Here is a 16,320-nt window from a genome sequence, read left to right on the forward strand (position 1 = left end):
TCCCGCCCTCGTGGGTCACCCGAGGGCGGCCAGCCAGGCGAGAGAAGGCTGCTCCCACCGGGCATAACGATCCGGATACGCCGAGATCTGCACGGCCTGCGCCGCATCCGCGTAGGCCATCGACTCCCACCCGGGGATGTCGAGGAGGCCGCGCGTCCGGTTGCCGTTGGGGTCGGCGGGACCGCCGAAGAACGCGCGGGTGGCGCGTTCCGCGTCGCGCACCTCCTCGATCGTGCCCCATCCGGTGGAGGGGCGCTGCTGGAACAGGCCCTGCGAATCGCGGTCGCCCCAGTCGAGGTTGCGCAGCCACGACTCCTGCATGGCGGTGCCCAGTGCGATGGCGATCCCGCGCTCGGGCACGCCCATCTCGCGCCCGACACGGATGATGGTGCGTGCGTTCTGAGCCTGCTCGGCGTCCAGTTCCAGGCCGGCCGGAGCCACGGCGGCCGGTGCCGGTGCGGCGGCCGGCGCTGAGGCGGCCGGCACGGTGACCGTCTGACCCGGGTAGATGATCGAGTCCCAGGTGAGACCGTTGGCGGCGAGCACCGCCGCCGCCGTCGAGCCGTGACGCCCGGCGATGCCGCTGATCGTGTCGCCCGCGACCACCGTGTAGGACGTGCCGGCGGTCGCGGGTGCGGGCGCGGGTGCCGGAGCCGGCGCGGCCGCGATGGGAGCGACGAGAGACAGCACCTGACCGGGCCGGATGAGCGAGTTCTCCCACGACAGCCCGTTCCACGAGAGAACGTCGGCCGTGGCGAGTCCGTAGCGCGCAGCGATCGCAGCGACCGATTCGCCGGACGCGACGGTGTGGGTGGCGGGCGGCGGGGTCTGGACAGGGCGGGGAACGCCCTGTCGCGACGGTTCCACCGTCGCCGCGTGCGCGGGCGTGGCCATGAGGGTGAGCGCGACCGTGCTCACGAGGGCGGAGGCGCCGATGACGGCGCGCGGGTGGGGGGAGACGTCCACCAACATGGTCGTCCTCTCTTTCACATCCGGGGGTTCCGCCACCCTGACACGCGTGTGTACGGAGGTCAACGGAAGTGACGGCTGTGACAGATGAGATCTCTCCCATCTTTCGACACGCACTCGGCGCGGTGCGCGGTGCGCGGATGAGAACATGGACGGGTGAGTTCCGACACCCCTGTCCCCACCGAATGGCTTGCGCTGCCCGATCTGGTCGAGCTGACCGGTGAGTCGCTGAGCCGCGTCCGGCGTCTGCTCGACGAGGGCTATCTCATCGGCTCGCGTCGTGAGGGTTCGTTCCGCGTGCCCAGCGTGTTCCTCGTCGACGGAGTGCCGCTGTCGTCGCTGCGCGGCACGATCTTCGCGCTGCGGGATGCGGGACTGACGGACGATGAGGCCATCGACTGGCTCCTCGCCTTCGAGGACTCGATCGGGCAGGCGCCGATCACATCGCTGCTTCAGGGGCGCAAGAGCGAAGTGCGCCGCGTCGCCCGGGCTCTCGGCTGAGCGCCGTCGCCGTCAGGAGCGCCGCTGGGTCGCCGCCCGGGCGAGATCGCGCAGCTCGCTGACCGTCGCGTTCGCCAGCGGAGCGGCCGACAGCGCACGATCCGCCTCGTGCACATAGGCGGTGATCAGCCGCTCGACGCGGTCGACGGCACCGCTGTCGATGATCGTTCGCTGCAGCGCGCCGATCTGCTGTGTGTCGAGGCCCGGATCGCCCAAGAGCTCGTCCAGGGTGCGACGCGGGCCCGGCCCGAGCGCCTCGCGCGCGTAGGCGATGAGTACCGTGCGCTTTCCTTCGCGCAGATCGTCGCCGGACGGCTTGCCGGTCTCGGCGGCGTCGCCGAAGACTCCGAGGACATCGTCGCGAAGCTGGAACGCCATGCCGACCGGATGTCCGAACGCGCTCAGCGCGTCGAGTTGTGTGCGATCGGCGCCGGCCAGGGCCGCTCCGATCCGCAGCGGCTGCTCCACGCTGTAGCGGGCGGACTTGAGCGAGGCCACACGCAGCGCACGATCGGCGTGCGTCGTGTCGTCGGCCACCGCGAAGGCCGATTCCTCGGCGATGTCGAGGTATTGCCCGATGGTGACGTCGCGCCGCATCCGGGCGTACTCGGCGCGCGCCGCGGCCGCATGGTCCGTCAGCGCGAGCCCCTCCTCGAGGAGGTCGTCGCTGAAGGCCACGAGCAGATCCCCGCCGAGGAGGGCAGCCGAACGGCCGAAGCCGGCGGCGTCGCCCGCCCATGACCGCGCGGAGTGCTGCGCCTGGAGGGCGCGGTGCATGGCGGGGCGTCCGCGGCGGGTGTCGGAGTTGTCGATCAGGTCGTCGTGGACGAGGGCCGCTGCCTGGAAGATCTCCAACGCGGCAGCCGTCGCGACGACCGCGTCGGGCGGCGTCGCTCCGGGTGCGACGCGCTCGGCGACGGCCCGCCATCCCGTCACGCAGAACCGCGCGCGCAGGCGCTTGCCGCCGGTGACGGTGTCGCGCACATCCTCGACGAAAGCCAGAGCGTCGGGTCCCATCGCCCGCGCGGCCTGCTCCTGCGATCCGAAGAACGTATCCAGTCGCTGGGAAACCGCTTCGATCGCGTCCGTGGTCCTCGACACGGGCCTAGCCTAGTTCGACAGGCGGCGCGTAGAATCCAAGCATCGCCGTGACCCTAGGGGGACGAATGCCTCTCTCCGAACAAGAGCAGCGCCTGCTCGACGAGATGGAACGCCATCTCATGAGCAATGACGCCGACGTCGTCAGCGCCCCGCAGGGCGGCCGCGCGCTCAGCTACCGCAACATCGTGTACGGGACGATCCTCGTGCTCGTGGGGCTGGGTGGGCTGATCGTCGGACTCTCCACGCAGTTGATCGTGGTGGGCGTCATCGGCTTCATCGTCATGCTCGGCGGCGTCATCTTCGCGCTCACCCCCTCGAAGACCGCTCGTCCCAGCGCCGCACCCCGTCCCGGCGGCTCGCCCTCGCGGCCCTCAGCAGGATTCATGGACCGCATGAACGACCGATGGGACCGCCGCCAAGAAGGCCGCTGACCCACCGCTTCTCACAAAGCGCCGACCCTTCGGGGTCGGCGCTTTTTTCGTGCCCGGGGAGCGTCCGCCCAGATACGCCGCCGAATGTGTAGTGAAGTGGAGGGAAGTGGAGTAAAGTGGTGATCACCTCACACGTGGGCCGGACGAAGGAGGGGGGATGCGCGAATGCTGCTCGGCACGCACACCCCCAAGCTCGACGACAAAGGGCGGGTCATCCTCCCGGCCAAGTTCCGCGACGACCTCGGCGGTGGCGTCGTGATCACCCGTGGCCAAGATCGCTGTCTCTACGTCTTCGCGGCCGAGGAGTTCGAGAAGGTGCACGAGCGCATCCGCGAGGCGCCTCTCACCAACAAGCAGGCGCGCGACTTCCTGCGCATGTTCCTCTCGGGCGCGAGCGCCGAGAAGCCGGACGGCCAAAACCGCATCACGATCCCGCCGGCGCTGCGCACCTACGCCGGTCTCGAGCGCGAGCTCGTCGTCACCGGCGTCGGCGCACACGCGGAGATCTGGGATGCCGAGGCCTGGAACTCCTACGCCGAGAGCAACGAAGAGACGTATTCCGAGATGGAGCAGGAGGTGATCCCGGGCCTGTTCTGAGCCCTCGACCCCGATTCCCAGCCGCTCGAGCCCTGACGCACTTCCCCGGTGTCAGGTCGGAGCGGATGGGGATCAGGATCGAGGGACCCGGCCCCGCATCATGGACTTCCGCGACATCCACACCCCGGTCCTGCTCGAGCGCTGCGTCGAGCTTCTGGCGCCCGCTCTCGATCGCGAGGGCGCCGTCTTCGTCGACGCGACCCTCGGCATGGGAGGTCACAGCGAGGCGTTCCTCGAGCGGTTCGACGGACTCCGGCTGATCGGCCTCGATCGTGACACCGACGCCCTGCGCATCGCGGGGGAGAGGCTGGCCCGGTTCGGCGACCGGACGACCCTCGTGCACACCGTCTACGACGGCGTCCGAGCCGCCGTCGCGTCGGCGGGCGTCGACCGCATCGACGGCATCCTCTTCGATCTGGGCGTCTCGTCGCTTCAGTTGGACGAGGCCGAGCGCGGCTTCGCCTACGCCAAGGATGCGCCGCTGGACATGCGCATGGACCAGTCATCCGGTGCGACCGCCGCGGACGTGCTCGCCACCTACGGAGAAGGCGATCTTCGTCGGATCTTCGAGCGCTACGGCGAGGAGAAGCTCGCGGCTCGCTATGCGCGCGCGATCATCGCCGCCCGCCAGACGGAGCCCGTCGTCCGCTCGGGCCGGCTCGTCGAGATCCTCGACGCCGCCACACCCGCGGCGCTGCGCAACGCGGGTCACCCGGCCAAGCGGGTGTTCCAGGCGCTGCGCATCGAAGTGAACGCGGAGCTCGCCGCCCTCGAGCAGGCGCTTCCCGCGGCCCTCGAGCTGCTCGCGGTGGGCGGTCGCATCGTCGTGCTCAGCTACCAGTCGCTCGAGGACCGCTTCGTCAAGCGCGAACTCGCCCGCGCGAGCAGCTCCACCGCTCCCGCCGGCCTGCCCGTGGAGCTGCCCGAGCACGCGCCCCAGTTCCGCCTGCTGGTCAAGGGGGCCGAACTCGCCTCCGACGCCGAGCGCGAGTCGAATCCGCGCGCCACCCCGGTACGACTTCGTGCCGCCGAACGAGTCCGGGAGATCGTATGAGCACCACCGCGAGCGCAGCCTGGGCGATCGAGCCTCTCGAGCAGCGACCCGATACCGGACGCCGGACGGAGCGCACCCTGCGCCCCGTCGAGGCACCCGCCCGGCGACGTCGGCCCCGCCTGGTGTACGGCATCATCGCCGTCGCGGGTGCGCTCGCCATCGCGGGTGCGCAGATGGTGCTGTCGGTCCTGTCGACGCAGAGCTCCTTCGAGCTCGCGAGCCTCACCCAGCAGCAGCGCGACCTCACGGTGCAGAAGCAGATCCTCTACGACCAGGTCGCCGGCCTCAGCTCCCCCCAGTACCTCGCCGCGAACGCGGCAGCGCTGGGCATGGTCATCAACGAGTCCCCGAGCTACCTCCGCCTCAGCGACGGCGCGGTGCTCGGTGCGCAGCAGGCATCCGTCTACACCTCGACGATCGACCCGCTGGGGCGCGGCGCCGTGTCGAACGCGCTCATCACCCAGACTCCGCTCGTCACCGCGCCGGATGCCACGATCAACGGTGTCCAGGCGCCGCCGGCGACCGAGACCGAGACGGGCGCGGGTACCGATCCGGCGACACCCCCCGCACTGACCGACGGACTGCCCACCCCTGCCACACACTGAGACCATGACGACGAGAAGCACGCGAACCCCCCGTCGCCGCACCGTCATCGCCCTGGCCGTGGTGCTGGCCGTCCTCGTCGCCTTCGTGGTGCGTCTGGTCGACATCCAGGTCGTGAACGCGGGAGAGCACATCGACGACTCCCTGCGCATCGCCATGGGCGGCAAGACCACCCTGTACGGCACGCGCGGATCGATCGTCGACGAGAACGGCAACGTCCTCGCGGGAAGCATCCTCACTTACGACGCGGAGTTGGACCCCAGCAACGTGGGACCGATCGAGCGCAAGGACGCCGCGGGCGACGAGGTCGAGGTGGATTGGCCCACCGTCGCGGGCGAGATCGCCCAGATCACCGGTCAAAGCGCCGAGGACGTGCAGAAGATCGTCGCGGACGCTCTCGCCGTCAACCCGAAGTCCCAATACGCATCGCTCAAGAACGGGCTCTCGACCGAGAAGTACCAGCAGCTGCTGGATCTGCGCATCCCCTACCTGACGATGCGACCGCATCCCGCCAGGACGTATCCCGACGGCGCCGTCGCCGGCAACCTCGTCGGCTTCGTGGGCTCGGACGGAGAGCCGCTCGAAGGACTGGAGTCCGCCCAGGACTCGTGTCTCGCACCGACCGAGGGCGAGCGCGTCTTCCAACGGGGCAAGGACGGCGTGATCATCCCCGGCACGGAGCAGGTCACACCTGCCGTCGACGGTGGCACGCTCACCCTCACGATCGACCGAGACCTGCAGTACTACCTGCAGCAGCTGATCGCGGAGCAGGCGACCAATCAGGGTGCTCAGCACGGGCAGATCATGGTCGTGGAGGCCAAGACGGGCAAGATCCGCGCGGCAGCCGAGTGGCCCACTGTCGACCCGAACAACGTCTCGGCGACCGCGCCGGAGGATCGCTCCAGCCGGATCTTCCGCGGCACGTTCGAGCCCGGTTCGACGTTCAAGGCCCTGTCGGCGGCGACAGTGATCGACGCGGGCGTCGCGACGCCGACCTCGACGGTCACCGCCTCCGGTCGCGAGACCTTCCCCAACGGCGCCCGCGTGCAGGACGCGATCCCGCACGGGGCGTTGAACTACACGCTCGCGGGTGTGCTCATCGACTCCTCGAACGTCGGCATCTCGAAGTTCGCCGAGATGGTCCCCGCCCAGACGCGCTACGACTACCTGCAGAAGTTCGGCATCGGCCAGATCAGCGGCGTGAACTTCCCCGGCGAGGCGAAGGGCACGCTGCGTCCCGTCGACCAGTGGGACAACCAGACCTTCTACAACACCTCGTTCGGTCAGGGCGTCGCAACCACCCTGCCGCAGCTGATGGGCGCGTACCAGGCGATCGCGAACGACGGCACCAAGATCCCGCTCTCGCTCGTCGAATCGTGCACGACGGCGGACGGGACGGTCCAGGACTCGGATGCCGGCGCGAGCACGCAGGTCGTGAGTGCGAGCACGGCGAGCCAGGTGCGCGAGCTGCTCGAGAACGTCGCGGTCCAGGGAGGCAACGCCAAGGCCACCGCGATCAGCGGCTACCGGGTGGGGCTGAAGACCGGAACCGGTGAGATCTCCGATGGCTCGGGCTACAAGAGCGGCGTCTACTTCACGACCATGATCGGTATGGCGCCCGTGGACGACCCGCAGTACATCGTCGCCGTCACCCTCGATCAGCCCACTGCGGTACGCTCGTCTGCGGCCAACGCTGCGGCCTTCCAGAAGGCGATGACCCAGGTGCTGAAGACCTACCGGGTCCTGCCCTCCGACTCGCAGCCCGAGCTGCTGCCGAAGATCGGCTGAGCGGCGCCCTCCAGGACATGATCGCACTCACACTCTCCCGCATCGCCGAGATCCTCGGCGGCACTCTGCTCCCCGCCGGCTCGGACGATGCCGGCACCGTCGTCTCCGGCGACGTCGACACCGACTCGCGTCAGATGCGCCCGGGCGGCATCTTCGTAGCGAAGCCCGGCGAAGTGACCGACGGGCATCTGTTCGTCGACGCGGCCGTCTCCCTCGGCGCCGTCCTCGCGATCGTCGAGCGCCCGGTCGACACCTCGGTGTCCCAGATCGTCGTGCCCGACGCCGTCGCCGCTCTCGCGGACCTCGCGCGCGCCGTCGTCGCCGAAGTGCGCGCCGGCGGGCGCCTGCGGATCGTGGGGATCACCGGCTCCAACGGCAAGACGACCACCAAGAACCTGCTCGCCCGCATCCTGGAGCCGGAGGGCGAGACCGTCGCTCCCCGCGCCTCGTTCAACAACGAGGTCGGCGCCCCGCTCACGATGCTGCGCGTCAGCCACGACACGCGCTTCCTGGTGAGCGAATTCGGTGCGAGCGCTCCCGGCGCGATCGCACACCTGGCAGGGCTCGTCGAACCCGACATGGGCGTCGTGCTGATGGTGGGCATGGCTCACGCCGGCGGATTCGGCGGTATCGAGGCCACCTTCCACGCCAAGAGCGAGCTCGTGCGGGCGCTGCGCCCGGGCGGACTCGCCGTGCTCAACGTCGACGACGCGCGCGTACGGGCCATGGCCCCCATCGCGGCCGAACAGTCCGCCGGTGTGCGCTGGTTCGGTCTCGGCGAGGATGCCGCCGTGCGCGGCAGCGACGTCGAGGTCACCGCGTCCGGCACCCGGTTCGTCCTCACGATCGACGGGGAGAGCCGCCTGGTGGCGCTGCGCGTCCTCGGCGCCCACCACGTGATGAACGCCCTCGCCGCGGCAGCGGCCGCGACCGCCCTCGGGGTCGCGATCGACGATGTCGTGACCCGCCTGGAGTCGGTGGAGCTCGCCGAGCGGTGGCGCATGCAACCGCTGGGCTCCGATCGCGTGCGCATCATCAACGACGCCTACAACGCGAGCCCCGACTCGATGGTCGCGGCACTGCGCACCCTGGCGCAGATCACCGCGCCGGAGGAGCGGATGGTCGCCGTCCTCGGCGCGATGAGCGAACTCGGCGAGTACGCGGGGGAGGAGCACGATCGCATCGGCGAGCTCGCCGTCCGTCTGCGCATCCCGCGCATCGTCATCATCGGTCAGGCCGCGCGGCGCATGTACCTCGCCGCGGTCGCCGAGGGCTCGTGGAGCGACGAGGCCGTGTTCTTCGACGACGCGGATGCCGCATACAGCTACCTCATGGGGGAACTGCGAGACGGCGACCGCGTGCTCGTGAAGTCCTCCAACTCCGCCGGGCTCCGCTTCCTCGGCGACCGTCTGGGAGAATCGTTCTCGTGAGATCACTCCTGACAGCCGCCGCGATCTCGCTCGCCTTCACCCTGTTCCTGACGCCCGTCTTCCTGCGGCTGTTCCGGGCGTGGGGGTGGGGTCAGGTGATCCGCACCCCGGAGAACGAGCACAACCCGAGTCACGGCGCGAAGCGCGGCACGGTCACGATGGGCGGCACGATCTTCATCGTGGGCAGCCTCGTCGGCTACTTCATCGGCACCTACGCGGGCGGCAACCCGCCCACGATCTCCGGTCTGCTCGTCATCTGGATGATGGTCGGCTTCGGCGTCGTCGGATTCATCGACGATTTCATGAAGGTGCGTCGCCAGAACAGCCTCGGACTCTCCGGCTGGCGCAAGATCATCGGCCAGATCCTGGTCGTCGTCCCGTTCGGCATCGTCGGACTGAGCTTCCCGAACAGCGACGGACAGACGCCGGCGAGCCCCTTCGTCTCACTGTTCCGCGACATCCCGGTGCTCTCCTTCATGGCGCTGGGTGCCGTCGTCGGATGGGTGCTCTATCTGGCGTGGATCGCCTTCCTCGGCGTCGCCGCGTCGAACTCGGTCAACGTCGCCGACGGTCTCGACGGCCTCGCCGCCGGCTCCGGAATCTTCGTCACGAGCGCTCTGGCCCTCATCTCCTTCTGGCAGTTCAAGCAACCGTGCGACCTCGACGCGATCAGCCGCGGACTGCAGGACGCCTGCTATCAGACCCGCGACCCCTTCGATCTCGCGATCATCGCCGCGTCCTTCATCGGCGCGCTCGTCGGCTTCCTCTGGTGGAACGCACCCAAGGCGCGCGTCTTCATGGGCGACGTGGGCTCGATGTCGATCGGCGGTGTGATCGTCGCTCTCGCGATCCTCAGCCGCACCGAGATCCTGCTCGCGGTCATCGCCGGTGTCTACGTCATCGCATCGGGATCCGTCATCCTGCAGCGGTTCTATTTCAAGCTCACGCGCGGCAAGCGCCTGTTCCTGATGAGCCCTCTCCACCACCATCTCGAGATGCGCGGCTGGCCCGAGATCACGATCGTGGTGCGGATGTGGATCATCGCTGGCCTGCTGGCGCTGACGGGTGTCGGCCTCTTCTACGTGGAATGGCTCGTGCGATCGTGACCGACGCTCGTCTGGACACCCTGAACAGCTGGCACGCCGACTGGAAGGGGCTGCGCGTCGTCGTGCTCGGCCTGTCGATGACCGGATTCTCGGTCGCCGACACCCTGGCTGAACTCGGCGCCGACGTGCTCGTGGTCAGCGAGAGCGCCGACGAGGAGTACGCGCGGCTGCTGCCGGTCATCGGCGCGGGTCTTTGGACCGGCCCGCTGGAGACGGTTCCGGAGGCGCTGGTCGCGCACCGCCCCGACCTCGTCGTGGCCTCGCCCGGCTTCGCGCCGCATCACCCGGTCATCTCCTGGACCCGCTCCGAGGGCATCGCGCTCTGGGGCGACCTGGAGTTGGCTTGGCGTGTGCGCGACAAGGTGCGACGCCCGGACGGCTCCCCGCACGAGTGGATCCTCGTCACGGGCACCAACGGCAAGACGACGACCACGCGACTGACCGCGACGATGCTGCAGACCGCGGGTTACCGCGTCGCGCCCGTCGGCAACATCGGAGTGCCGGTGCTGGATGCGGTGCGCGACCCCGCCGGCTTCGACGTTCTCGTCGTCGAGGTGTCCAGTCATCAGCTCTGGTACCTCTCGCTGCAGGCGGGGCCCGAGCCCGTGTCGCCGTGGGCCAGCGTGTGCCTCAACCTGGCCGACGACCACCTGCAGTGGCACGGGTCGTTCGCCGCGTACCGTGACGCGAAGGCCGTCGTCTACTCCCACACGCGCATGGCCTGCGTCTACAACAAGGCCGATGAGGCCACGCGGCTGATGGTCGAGGAGGCCGACGTCGTGGACGGCGCGCGCGCCATCGGCTTCGACCTCGGGATGCCGGGGCCCAGCGACCTCGGCGTCGTGGAGGGCATTCTCGTCGATCGGGCCTTCCTCGACGACCGCCGCAACAGCGCCCTCGAGCTCACGACTGTCGAGGAGCTCTCCCGCCAGCAGCTCGCCGCGCCCCATATGGTCGCCAATGTGCTCGCCGCCGCGGCGCTCGCCCGGTCGGTCGGTGCCGAGCCCGCCGCGATCCGTGAGGCGCTCGCCCGGTTCCGGCTCGACCCCCACCGCATCGAGATCGTCGCCACCTCGGCGGGCGTGACCTGGGTCGATGACTCCAAGGCCACGAACCCGCACGCCGCCGCCTCTTCGCTCGCGGCATACCCCGGCGCCATCTGGATCGTCGGCGGTCAACTGAAGGGCGTGGACGTCTCGGATCTCGTCGCCACGCGCGGCGTCCTGGCGAAAGCCGCCGTCGTCATCGGCGTCGACCGCACCGAGGTGCTGGCGGCGTTCGCGCGACACGCGCCCGCGGTTCCCGTCTTCGAGGTCGTTGACACGGAGACTGAAGACGTCATGGCGCAGGTCGTCGAGCTGGCGACGGAGATCGCGCACGACGGGGACGTGGTTCTGCTCGCCCCCGCCGCCGCATCCTTCGATCAGTTCACGTCCTATGCGGACCGCGGGACGCGCTTCGCGGAAGCCGTGCGCACGAGGATCGGAAGGGATGCGGGTGGTCGACACGACGAGGACCAGGCCCCTCCCGCAGGAGCCTGAGCCCGCGAAGCGGGGACTGGCCGCACGGGTCTCTCTCGGACGCGTCTTCGCTCCGGTTCCGAGCGAGTTCCTCCTCATCGCGTCGACGGCGCTGATCCTCACCGGCTTCGGGCTCGTGATGGTGCTCTCCGCCACGTCGGCGACGAGCGAGGACGCGGGCGGCGGACCCTACGACGCCGTGATCAAACAGGGCGTGTTCGCCCTGATCGGCATCCCGCTCATGTTCCTGGCGTCTCGCATGCCCCTGCGGTTCTGGAAGCGCATGGCATGGCCGGCTCTCATCGGGGCGACGGTCTTCCAGCTGCTCGTGTTCACTCCGCTGGGCATCACGAACGACGGCAATCAGAACTGGATCCGCATCGCCGGCCTGCAGGCGCAGCCGTCGGAGTTCCTGAAGGTCACGCTCGCGATCTGGCTGGGATACATCCTCTATCGCAAGCGCACACTACTGGCCGACTGGCGCCACGTCTTCATCCCCGCCGTTCCGGTGGGCATCGCCGTCATCGGCACGGTCATGGCCGGTCACGACCTCGGGACCGCGATCATCCTCGTGCTCATCATGCTCGCGGGTCTGTTCTTCTCCGGTGTGAAGCTGCGGGTCTTCCTGCTTCCGCTCCTGCTCTTCGCGGGCGGGGTCGCCTACTTCGCGATCTCGAGCCCGGACCGCATGCGTCGGTACATGAGCTTCCTCTCCAACGACTGCCTCGCCGACTACTACGGCGACTGCTACCAGCCGCTGCACGGCATCTGGGGTCTGGCTGGGGGAGGCGTGTTCGGTGTGGGCCTGGGCAACTCGAAAGAGAAGTACAGCTGGCTGCCCGCGGCCGCGAACGACTACATCTTCGCGATCGTCGGCGAGGAGCTGGGGCTCATCGGCTGCATCGTCGTGCTCATCCTCTTCGCGATCTTCGCCGTCGGCGCGTTCCACATCGTGCGCAAGACCGACGATCCGTTCGTGCGGATCGCGGCCGGCGCCATCACCGTCTGGATCATCGGCCAGGCGTTGCTCAACATCGGCGTCGTGCTGCGACTTCTGCCCGTCTTCGGCGTCCCCTTACCGTTCCTCTCGCAGGGCGGGACCTCGCTCATGTCCGTGCTCATAGCCTGCGGTGTTCTGCTCTCGTTCGCGCGCACCATCCCGCCCCGGGCGCGCTCAGCGGCATCCCCGTCGCCTCGTGGCACAATCACCCGGTGACGACGTATCTCCTCGCCGGCGGCGGCACCGCCGGCCACGTGAATCCCCTGCTCGCGGTCGCCGATGGGCTCCGCGAGCGCGAGCCGGATGCGCAGATCCTCGTGCTGGGCACTCGCGAAGGGCTCGAGTCCCGCCTGGTCCCGGCGCGCGGCTACGAGCTTCTCATCGTCGACAAGGTTCCCTTCCCGCGCCGTCCGAACGCCGCCGCCCTGCGCTTTCCCGCCCGTTGGCGGCGTGCCGTGGCGCAGGTGCGCGGCTACATCCGCGAGCGCGGCGTCGACGTCGTGGTCGGGTTCGGCGGGTACGCCGCGGCTCCCGCGTACGTCGCCGCTCGGCGCGCGGGTGTTCCCGTGGTCGTCCACGAGGCGAACGCGAAGCCCGGTCTGGCGAACGTCCTCGGGGCGCGTCGCGCCGCCGCCGTAGGGGTGGCTTTCGAGGGGACGCCGCTGCGCCGCTCCGAGGTCGTCGGGATGCCGTTGCGCCGAGAGATCGTGTCGCTCGACACCGCAGCGCTGCGGCCTCAGGCCGCCGCCTCGTTCGGCCTCGACCCCGCGCGTCCCACCCTTCTCGTCTTCGGCGGTTCGCTCGGCGCACAGCGGCTGAACGACGCGTTCGGCGCCGCCTACGAGGACGTGCTCGCCGCGGGCTGGCAACTGCTGCACATCACCGGGGAGCGCTCGGAGCTCCCCGACCCGGCGGTGCGCGGCTACGTCGTGCGACGTTACATCGACCGGATGGACTACGCCTTCGCGGTCGCCGATGCGATCGTCTCCCGCTCGGGAGCGGCGACGGTCAGCGAGATCAGCGCGCTCGGCATCCCCGCCGTGTACGTGCCGTATGCGGTCGGCAACGGCGAGCAGAGCCTGAATGCCGCATCCGCCGTCGCCGCGGGAGCGGCGGTACTGATCCCGGATGCCGACCTGGACGCCGACCGTGTGCGCTCCGAGATCCTGCCGCTCATCTCGGATCGCTCCCGCATCGCACGGATGCGGGAGGCATCGGTCGGCGTCGGCACGCGCCATGGCACGGAGAACGTCATCGCGCTGATCGACCGCGCGCGGGCCTGAACCGGACTCAGCGCATCGCGCTCAGTGCGTCGGTCACGAGCGTGACCGCGTCCTCCTCGGTGATGCCGAGCGAACGGACGTGTGCGGCGTACGCCGTCGCGGCCCGCTGGGCCTGGCCGCGCAGCGGATCCTCCGCGAACGACACGAACGTCCCCGCACGCCCTCGCGTCTCGATCACGCCGTCGGCCTCGAGCTCCTTGTACGCGCGCGCCACCGTCCCGGGCGCCACGCCGAGCCGGTCGGCGAGCGCTCGCACGGTGGGCAGCTTCGCGCCCGGGGCGAGCGAGCCCGCGGAGATCGCGCTGACGATCTGCGAGCGCAACTGCGCGTAGGGCGGTTCGGCAAGAGTCGCGTCGACGTTCAGCGAGAGCATGCTCTCCTTCGTAGCGTCGGCGCAGAGCGTCGTCAATGCGGACCGGCTCCGTCCGCGCGCGCCGGAGCCGTGCTCGGACGGGGCGAACGTAGACTTTGACGGTCATGATCAGACCCGACCTGAGCCTTCCCCTGCCCGCCGACATCACGGCGGCCCATTTCATCGGCATCGGCGGATCCGGGATGTCCGGACTCGCGAAGATGTTCCTCGAGCGCGGCATCCGCGTGTCCGGGTCGGACCGCGCCGACTCCCGCGCGCTGCGTGAGCTCGCCGCGGCCGGCGCCGACGTGCACGTGGGGCACGACGCCGCCCACCTCGGGGATGCGGACACGGTGGTGCACACCGGCGCCATCTGGCCGGAGAACCCGGAATTCGTCACGGCCAAGGAGCGCGGTCTGAGCGTCATCCACCGCTCGCAGGCGTTGCATTGGCTCATCGGGTCCCGCCCGCTGGTGGCCGTCGCGGGGGCGCACGGCAAGACAACCTCGACCGGGATGATCGTCACAGCGTTGCAGTCGCTCGGCGCCGACCCGAATTACGTCAACGGCGGCGTCATCGCACAACTCGGAACATCCAGCGGCTCTGGCGCGGACGACCTCTTCGTCATCGAGGCGGACGAGTCCGACGGCACGTTCCTGCTGTACGACACCTCGGTCGCGCTCATCACGAACGTCGACCCCGATCACCTCGATCACTGGGGAAGTCGTGAGGCTTTCTTCGACGGCTTCGTCCGCTTCGCCGACGAGGCCTCCGAGGCCGTCGTGATCTCATCCGACGACCCCGGTGCCCGTGACGTGCGCGCCCGCATCCGGCACGAGAACGTGCTGAGCTTCGGCGCAGACGAGAGCGCGGATGTGCGCGCGACCGACATCGACGCCGCGGCAGCGGTGTCGTTCACCGTGAGCTTCGAGGGGCAGTCTGAGCGTGTGTCGCTCTCCGTTCCGGGCGAGCACAACGCCATCAACGCGGCCGGCGCGATCGCCGTCCTCCTCGCGCTGGGATACGCGTTCGCCGACGCCGTGCGGGCCGTCGCCGGATTCTCGGGCACCGTACGCCGATTCGAGCTGCACGGCGTCGAGCGCGGTGTGAGCGTCTACGACGATTACGCGCATCACCCGACCGAGGTGCAGGCCGCGCTGAGCGCCGCGCGCACGGTCGTGGGCTCGGGGCGGTTGATCGCGCTCCACCAGCCGCACACGTACTCGCGCACGCAGCTCATGTCGGGCGAGTTCGCCCGCGTGCTCGAGGAACTCGCCGATCACACGGTCGTGCTCGACGTCTACGGAGCCCGCGAGGATCCGATCCCCGGCGTGACGGGAGAGCTCGTCAGCGACGCGTTCGTCGACGCCGCGCGTGTGCACTATGTCGCCGACTGGCAGGAGGCCGCCGACTACACCGCCGAGATCGCCCGTGAGGGTGACTTCGTCATCACGCTCGGCTGCGGGAACGTGTACCAGATCATTCCGCAGGTGCTCAGCGCGCTCTCCGCCTCGGCGACGCCCGAGGACTGAGAATGCGTCGACCCGCGCCGTTGCCGCCGCAAGGCGGGAAGCCCGCCGACGCGCCCCTGCGCGCGCGCCCGGCGAAGCCGCCGCGCGAGGAGACTCCTCGCCCCGACGCGGGCGAGGATGTCCAGGAGACGGCGCCGATCGCGCCGCTGTTCCTGAACCAGGGCCCGCCCGCGGCCCCGATGACCGACGCGGCGCCGACCGCCGACGGTGAGGACGCCGCACGCGCCGACACGGATACGGCCCCCGTCGGGTGGCGTGACGTGTGGCGCGCCGCCCGCTCCCGCCGCAAGGCGCTGCGAGCCGAGGTCCGACGGTTCACGGTCCGCCAGCGCCGTCGGCGCATCATCTGGCTGAGCGTCGCCGCGTCTCTCGGGCTCGTCACGATCGCGACCGTCGGTGCGGCCTACAGCCCGCTGTTCGCGGTGCAGCAGATCACCGTCGTGGGGACGTCGCAGCTGGCGGCCGCCGATGTCGAGGCCGCTCTCGACGATCAGCGCGGCACCCCGCTCGCCGCGATCGACACGTCCTCGATCAAGGCGGCGCTCGTGGCGTTCCCGCTCGTGGAGAGCTACACGCTGGAAGCACGCCCGCCGCATGAGCTCGTCGTGCGGATCGTGGAGCGGACGCCGATCGGGGTGATCTCCGGTGCGGCCGGCTACACCCTCGTGGATGCGGCCGGTGTCGCGCTCTCGACCTCGCCGACACCGCCCGCGGGATACCCCCTCGTCGACGCGGCGGGGGGTGAGGACGGGGTCGCGTTCGCCGCGATCGGCAGGACGATGCGCGCCCTGCCGGCCGATCTGCGCGCGCAGGTGACGCAGGTCGAGGCGAAGACCGCCGACGATGTGACGCTCACCCTCGGGGGGACGAACACGCGCGTGGTGTGGGGGAGCGCGGACGAGTCCGCCCTCAAGGCGCTGGTGCTCCAGAAGCTGACGGCGACGCGGCCACCGGACGGCGTGGCCGTCTACGACGTCTCCTCGCCCGAGGTCCCCGTCATCCGCTGACGTCTGCGGCGACGAATCCCGAGGGACTTGGGCGACACGCCCGCGC

16 protein-coding genes are annotated in these 16,320 nt (G+C 69.9%); 13 read left to right on the forward strand and 3 right to left on the reverse strand.

Annotated features, from left to right (window positions below):
• Positions 1 to 15 precede the first annotated feature (15 nt).
• A complete protein-coding gene (locus tag EHF32_RS02845) occupies positions 16 to 972 on the reverse strand; it encodes a LysM peptidoglycan-binding domain-containing protein (RefSeq protein ID WP_137416719.1) in 957 nt (318 codons plus the stop codon).
• Positions 973 to 1,125: 153 nt separating this feature from the next.
• Here EHF32_RS02845 and EHF32_RS02850 point away from each other — a divergent pair, with 153 nt between their 5' ends.
• On the forward strand, positions 1,126 to 1,470 hold the full coding sequence (locus tag EHF32_RS02850; RefSeq protein ID WP_137416720.1) for an Rv2175c family DNA-binding protein: 345 nt from the start codon (positions 1,126 to 1,128) through the stop codon (positions 1,468 to 1,470).
• Between the two features lie 12 nt (positions 1,471 to 1,482).
• Here EHF32_RS02850 and EHF32_RS02855 read toward each other — a convergent pair whose 3' ends face one another.
• Positions 1,483 to 2,571, reverse strand: a complete 1,089-nt coding sequence (locus tag EHF32_RS02855) for a polyprenyl synthetase family protein (RefSeq protein WP_192900683.1) — start codon at positions 2,569 to 2,571, stop codon at positions 1,483 to 1,485.
• A gap of 65 nt (positions 2,572 to 2,636) precedes the next feature.
• On the opposite strand from EHF32_RS02855, the gene EHF32_RS02860 reads away from it, so the two are divergent.
• The 10 genes from EHF32_RS02860 (at position 2,637) to EHF32_RS02905 (ending at position 13,383) form a co-directional block, all read left to right on the forward strand.
• Positions 2,637 to 3,002 (forward strand): DUF3040 domain-containing protein, encoded by a 366-nt coding sequence (locus tag EHF32_RS02860; RefSeq protein ID WP_137416721.1) that lies wholly within the window; start codon positions 2,637 to 2,639, stop codon positions 3,000 to 3,002.
• A gap of 165 nt (positions 3,003 to 3,167) precedes the next feature.
• A complete protein-coding gene (mraZ, locus tag EHF32_RS02865; protein ID WP_137416722.1) occupies positions 3,168 to 3,599 on the forward strand; it encodes a division/cell wall cluster transcriptional repressor MraZ in 432 nt (143 codons plus the stop codon).
• Between the two features lie 100 nt (positions 3,600 to 3,699).
• Entirely contained in the window at positions 3,700 to 4,653 is a 954-nt protein-coding gene (rsmH, locus tag EHF32_RS02870) for a 16S rRNA (cytosine(1402)-N(4))-methyltransferase RsmH (protein ID WP_137416723.1), read from the forward strand.
• Complete coding sequence (locus EHF32_RS02875; RefSeq protein ID WP_137416724.1) at positions 4,650 to 5,258, forward strand: hypothetical protein; 609 nt, start codon at positions 4,650 to 4,652, stop codon at positions 5,256 to 5,258. The genes rsmH and EHF32_RS02875 overlap by 4 nt, the downstream gene beginning before the upstream one ends.
• Positions 5,259 to 5,262: 4 nt before the next feature.
• Positions 5,263 to 7,044 carry a peptidoglycan D,D-transpeptidase FtsI family protein gene (locus EHF32_RS02880; protein WP_137416725.1) on the forward strand — a complete coding sequence of 594 codons (1,782 nt, stop codon included), beginning with the start codon at positions 5,263 to 5,265 and terminating at the stop codon, positions 7,042 to 7,044.
• A gap of 17 nt (positions 7,045 to 7,061) precedes the next feature.
• The gene (locus tag EHF32_RS02885) at positions 7,062 to 8,474 is read left to right on the forward strand and encodes a UDP-N-acetylmuramoyl-tripeptide--D-alanyl-D-alanine ligase (RefSeq protein ID WP_137416726.1); all 1,413 of its coding nucleotides are present in this window, start codon (positions 7,062 to 7,064) and stop codon (positions 8,472 to 8,474) included.
• Positions 8,471 to 9,580, forward strand: a complete 1,110-nt coding sequence (gene mraY, locus EHF32_RS02890) for a phospho-N-acetylmuramoyl-pentapeptide-transferase (RefSeq protein WP_137416727.1) — start codon at positions 8,471 to 8,473, stop codon at positions 9,578 to 9,580. Before EHF32_RS02885 ends, mraY begins: the two co-directional genes overlap by 4 nt.
• A complete protein-coding gene (murD, locus tag EHF32_RS02895) occupies positions 9,562 to 11,121 on the forward strand; it encodes a UDP-N-acetylmuramoyl-L-alanine--D-glutamate ligase (protein ID WP_137416728.1) in 1,560 nt (519 codons plus the stop codon). The genes mraY and murD overlap by 19 nt, the downstream gene beginning before the upstream one ends.
• Entirely contained in the window at positions 11,072 to 12,316 is a 1,245-nt protein-coding gene (ftsW, locus tag EHF32_RS02900; protein ID WP_137416729.1) for a putative lipid II flippase FtsW, read from the forward strand. Before murD ends, ftsW begins: the two co-directional genes overlap by 50 nt.
• The gene (locus EHF32_RS02905; protein WP_137416730.1) at positions 12,313 to 13,383 is read left to right on the forward strand and encodes a UDP-N-acetylglucosamine--N-acetylmuramyl-(pentapeptide) pyrophosphoryl-undecaprenol N-acetylglucosamine transferase; all 1,071 of its coding nucleotides are present in this window, start codon (positions 12,313 to 12,315) and stop codon (positions 13,381 to 13,383) included. The genes ftsW and EHF32_RS02905 overlap by 4 nt, the downstream gene beginning before the upstream one ends.
• Before the next feature lie 7 nt (positions 13,384 to 13,390).
• On the opposite strand, the gene EHF32_RS02910 is transcribed toward EHF32_RS02905, so the two are convergent.
• Positions 13,391 to 13,756 (reverse strand): GntR family transcriptional regulator, encoded by a 366-nt coding sequence (locus tag EHF32_RS02910; protein ID WP_137416731.1) that lies wholly within the window; start codon positions 13,754 to 13,756, stop codon positions 13,391 to 13,393.
• Between the two features lie 104 nt (positions 13,757 to 13,860).
• On the opposite strand from EHF32_RS02910, the gene murC reads away from it, so the two are divergent.
• Together murC and EHF32_RS02920 are read left to right on the forward strand one after the other, a co-directional pair.
• A complete protein-coding gene (gene murC, locus EHF32_RS02915; RefSeq protein WP_137416732.1) occupies positions 13,861 to 15,267 on the forward strand; it encodes a UDP-N-acetylmuramate--L-alanine ligase in 1,407 nt (468 codons plus the stop codon).
• Positions 15,268 to 15,269: 2 nt separating this feature from the next.
• Positions 15,270 to 16,274 carry an FtsQ-type POTRA domain-containing protein gene (locus EHF32_RS02920; protein ID WP_137416733.1) on the forward strand — a complete coding sequence of 335 codons (1,005 nt, stop codon included), beginning with the start codon at positions 15,270 to 15,272 and terminating at the stop codon, positions 16,272 to 16,274.
• The last annotated feature ends 46 nt before the right edge of the window (positions 16,275 to 16,320 follow it).

It is taken from the genome of Microbacterium sp. RG1, from assembly GCF_005347485.1.
GTDB lineage: Bacteria > Actinomycetota > Actinomycetes > Actinomycetales > Microbacteriaceae > Microbacterium > Microbacterium binotii_A.

Excerpts from the sequence above, each read along its gene's own strand:
- murC (WP_137416732.1), top strand. The coding sequence starts at position 13,861 with ATGATCAGACCCGACCTGAGCCTTCCCCTGCCCGCCGACATCACGGCG.
- EHF32_RS02860 (WP_137416721.1), top strand. The coding sequence starts at position 2,637 with ATGCCTCTCTCCGAACAAGAGCAGCGCCTGCTCGACGAGATGGAACGC.
- EHF32_RS02845 (WP_137416719.1), bottom strand. The coding sequence starts at position 972 with ATGTTGGTGGACGTCTCCCCCCACCCGCGCGCCGTCATCGGCGCCTCC.
- EHF32_RS02910 (WP_137416731.1), bottom strand. The coding sequence starts at position 13,756 with ATGCTCTCGCTGAACGTCGACGCGACTCTTGCCGAACCGCCCTACGCG.
- murD (WP_137416728.1), top strand. The coding sequence starts at position 9,562 with ATGGCTCGTGCGATCGTGACCGACGCTCGTCTGGACACCCTGAACAGC.
- ftsW (WP_137416729.1), top strand. The coding sequence starts at position 11,072 with ATGCGGGTGGTCGACACGACGAGGACCAGGCCCCTCCCGCAGGAGCCT.
- mraZ (WP_137416722.1), top strand. The coding sequence starts at position 3,168 with ATGCTGCTCGGCACGCACACCCCCAAGCTCGACGACAAAGGGCGGGTC.
- EHF32_RS02880 (WP_137416725.1), top strand. The coding sequence starts at position 5,263 with ATGACGACGAGAAGCACGCGAACCCCCCGTCGCCGCACCGTCATCGCC.
- rsmH (WP_137416723.1), top strand. The coding sequence starts at position 3,700 with ATGGACTTCCGCGACATCCACACCCCGGTCCTGCTCGAGCGCTGCGTC.
- EHF32_RS02885 (WP_137416726.1), top strand. The coding sequence starts at position 7,062 with ATGATCGCACTCACACTCTCCCGCATCGCCGAGATCCTCGGCGGCACT.
- EHF32_RS02875 (WP_137416724.1), top strand. The coding sequence starts at position 4,650 with ATGAGCACCACCGCGAGCGCAGCCTGGGCGATCGAGCCTCTCGAGCAG.
- EHF32_RS02920 (WP_137416733.1), top strand. The coding sequence starts at position 15,270 with ATGCGTCGACCCGCGCCGTTGCCGCCGCAAGGCGGGAAGCCCGCCGAC.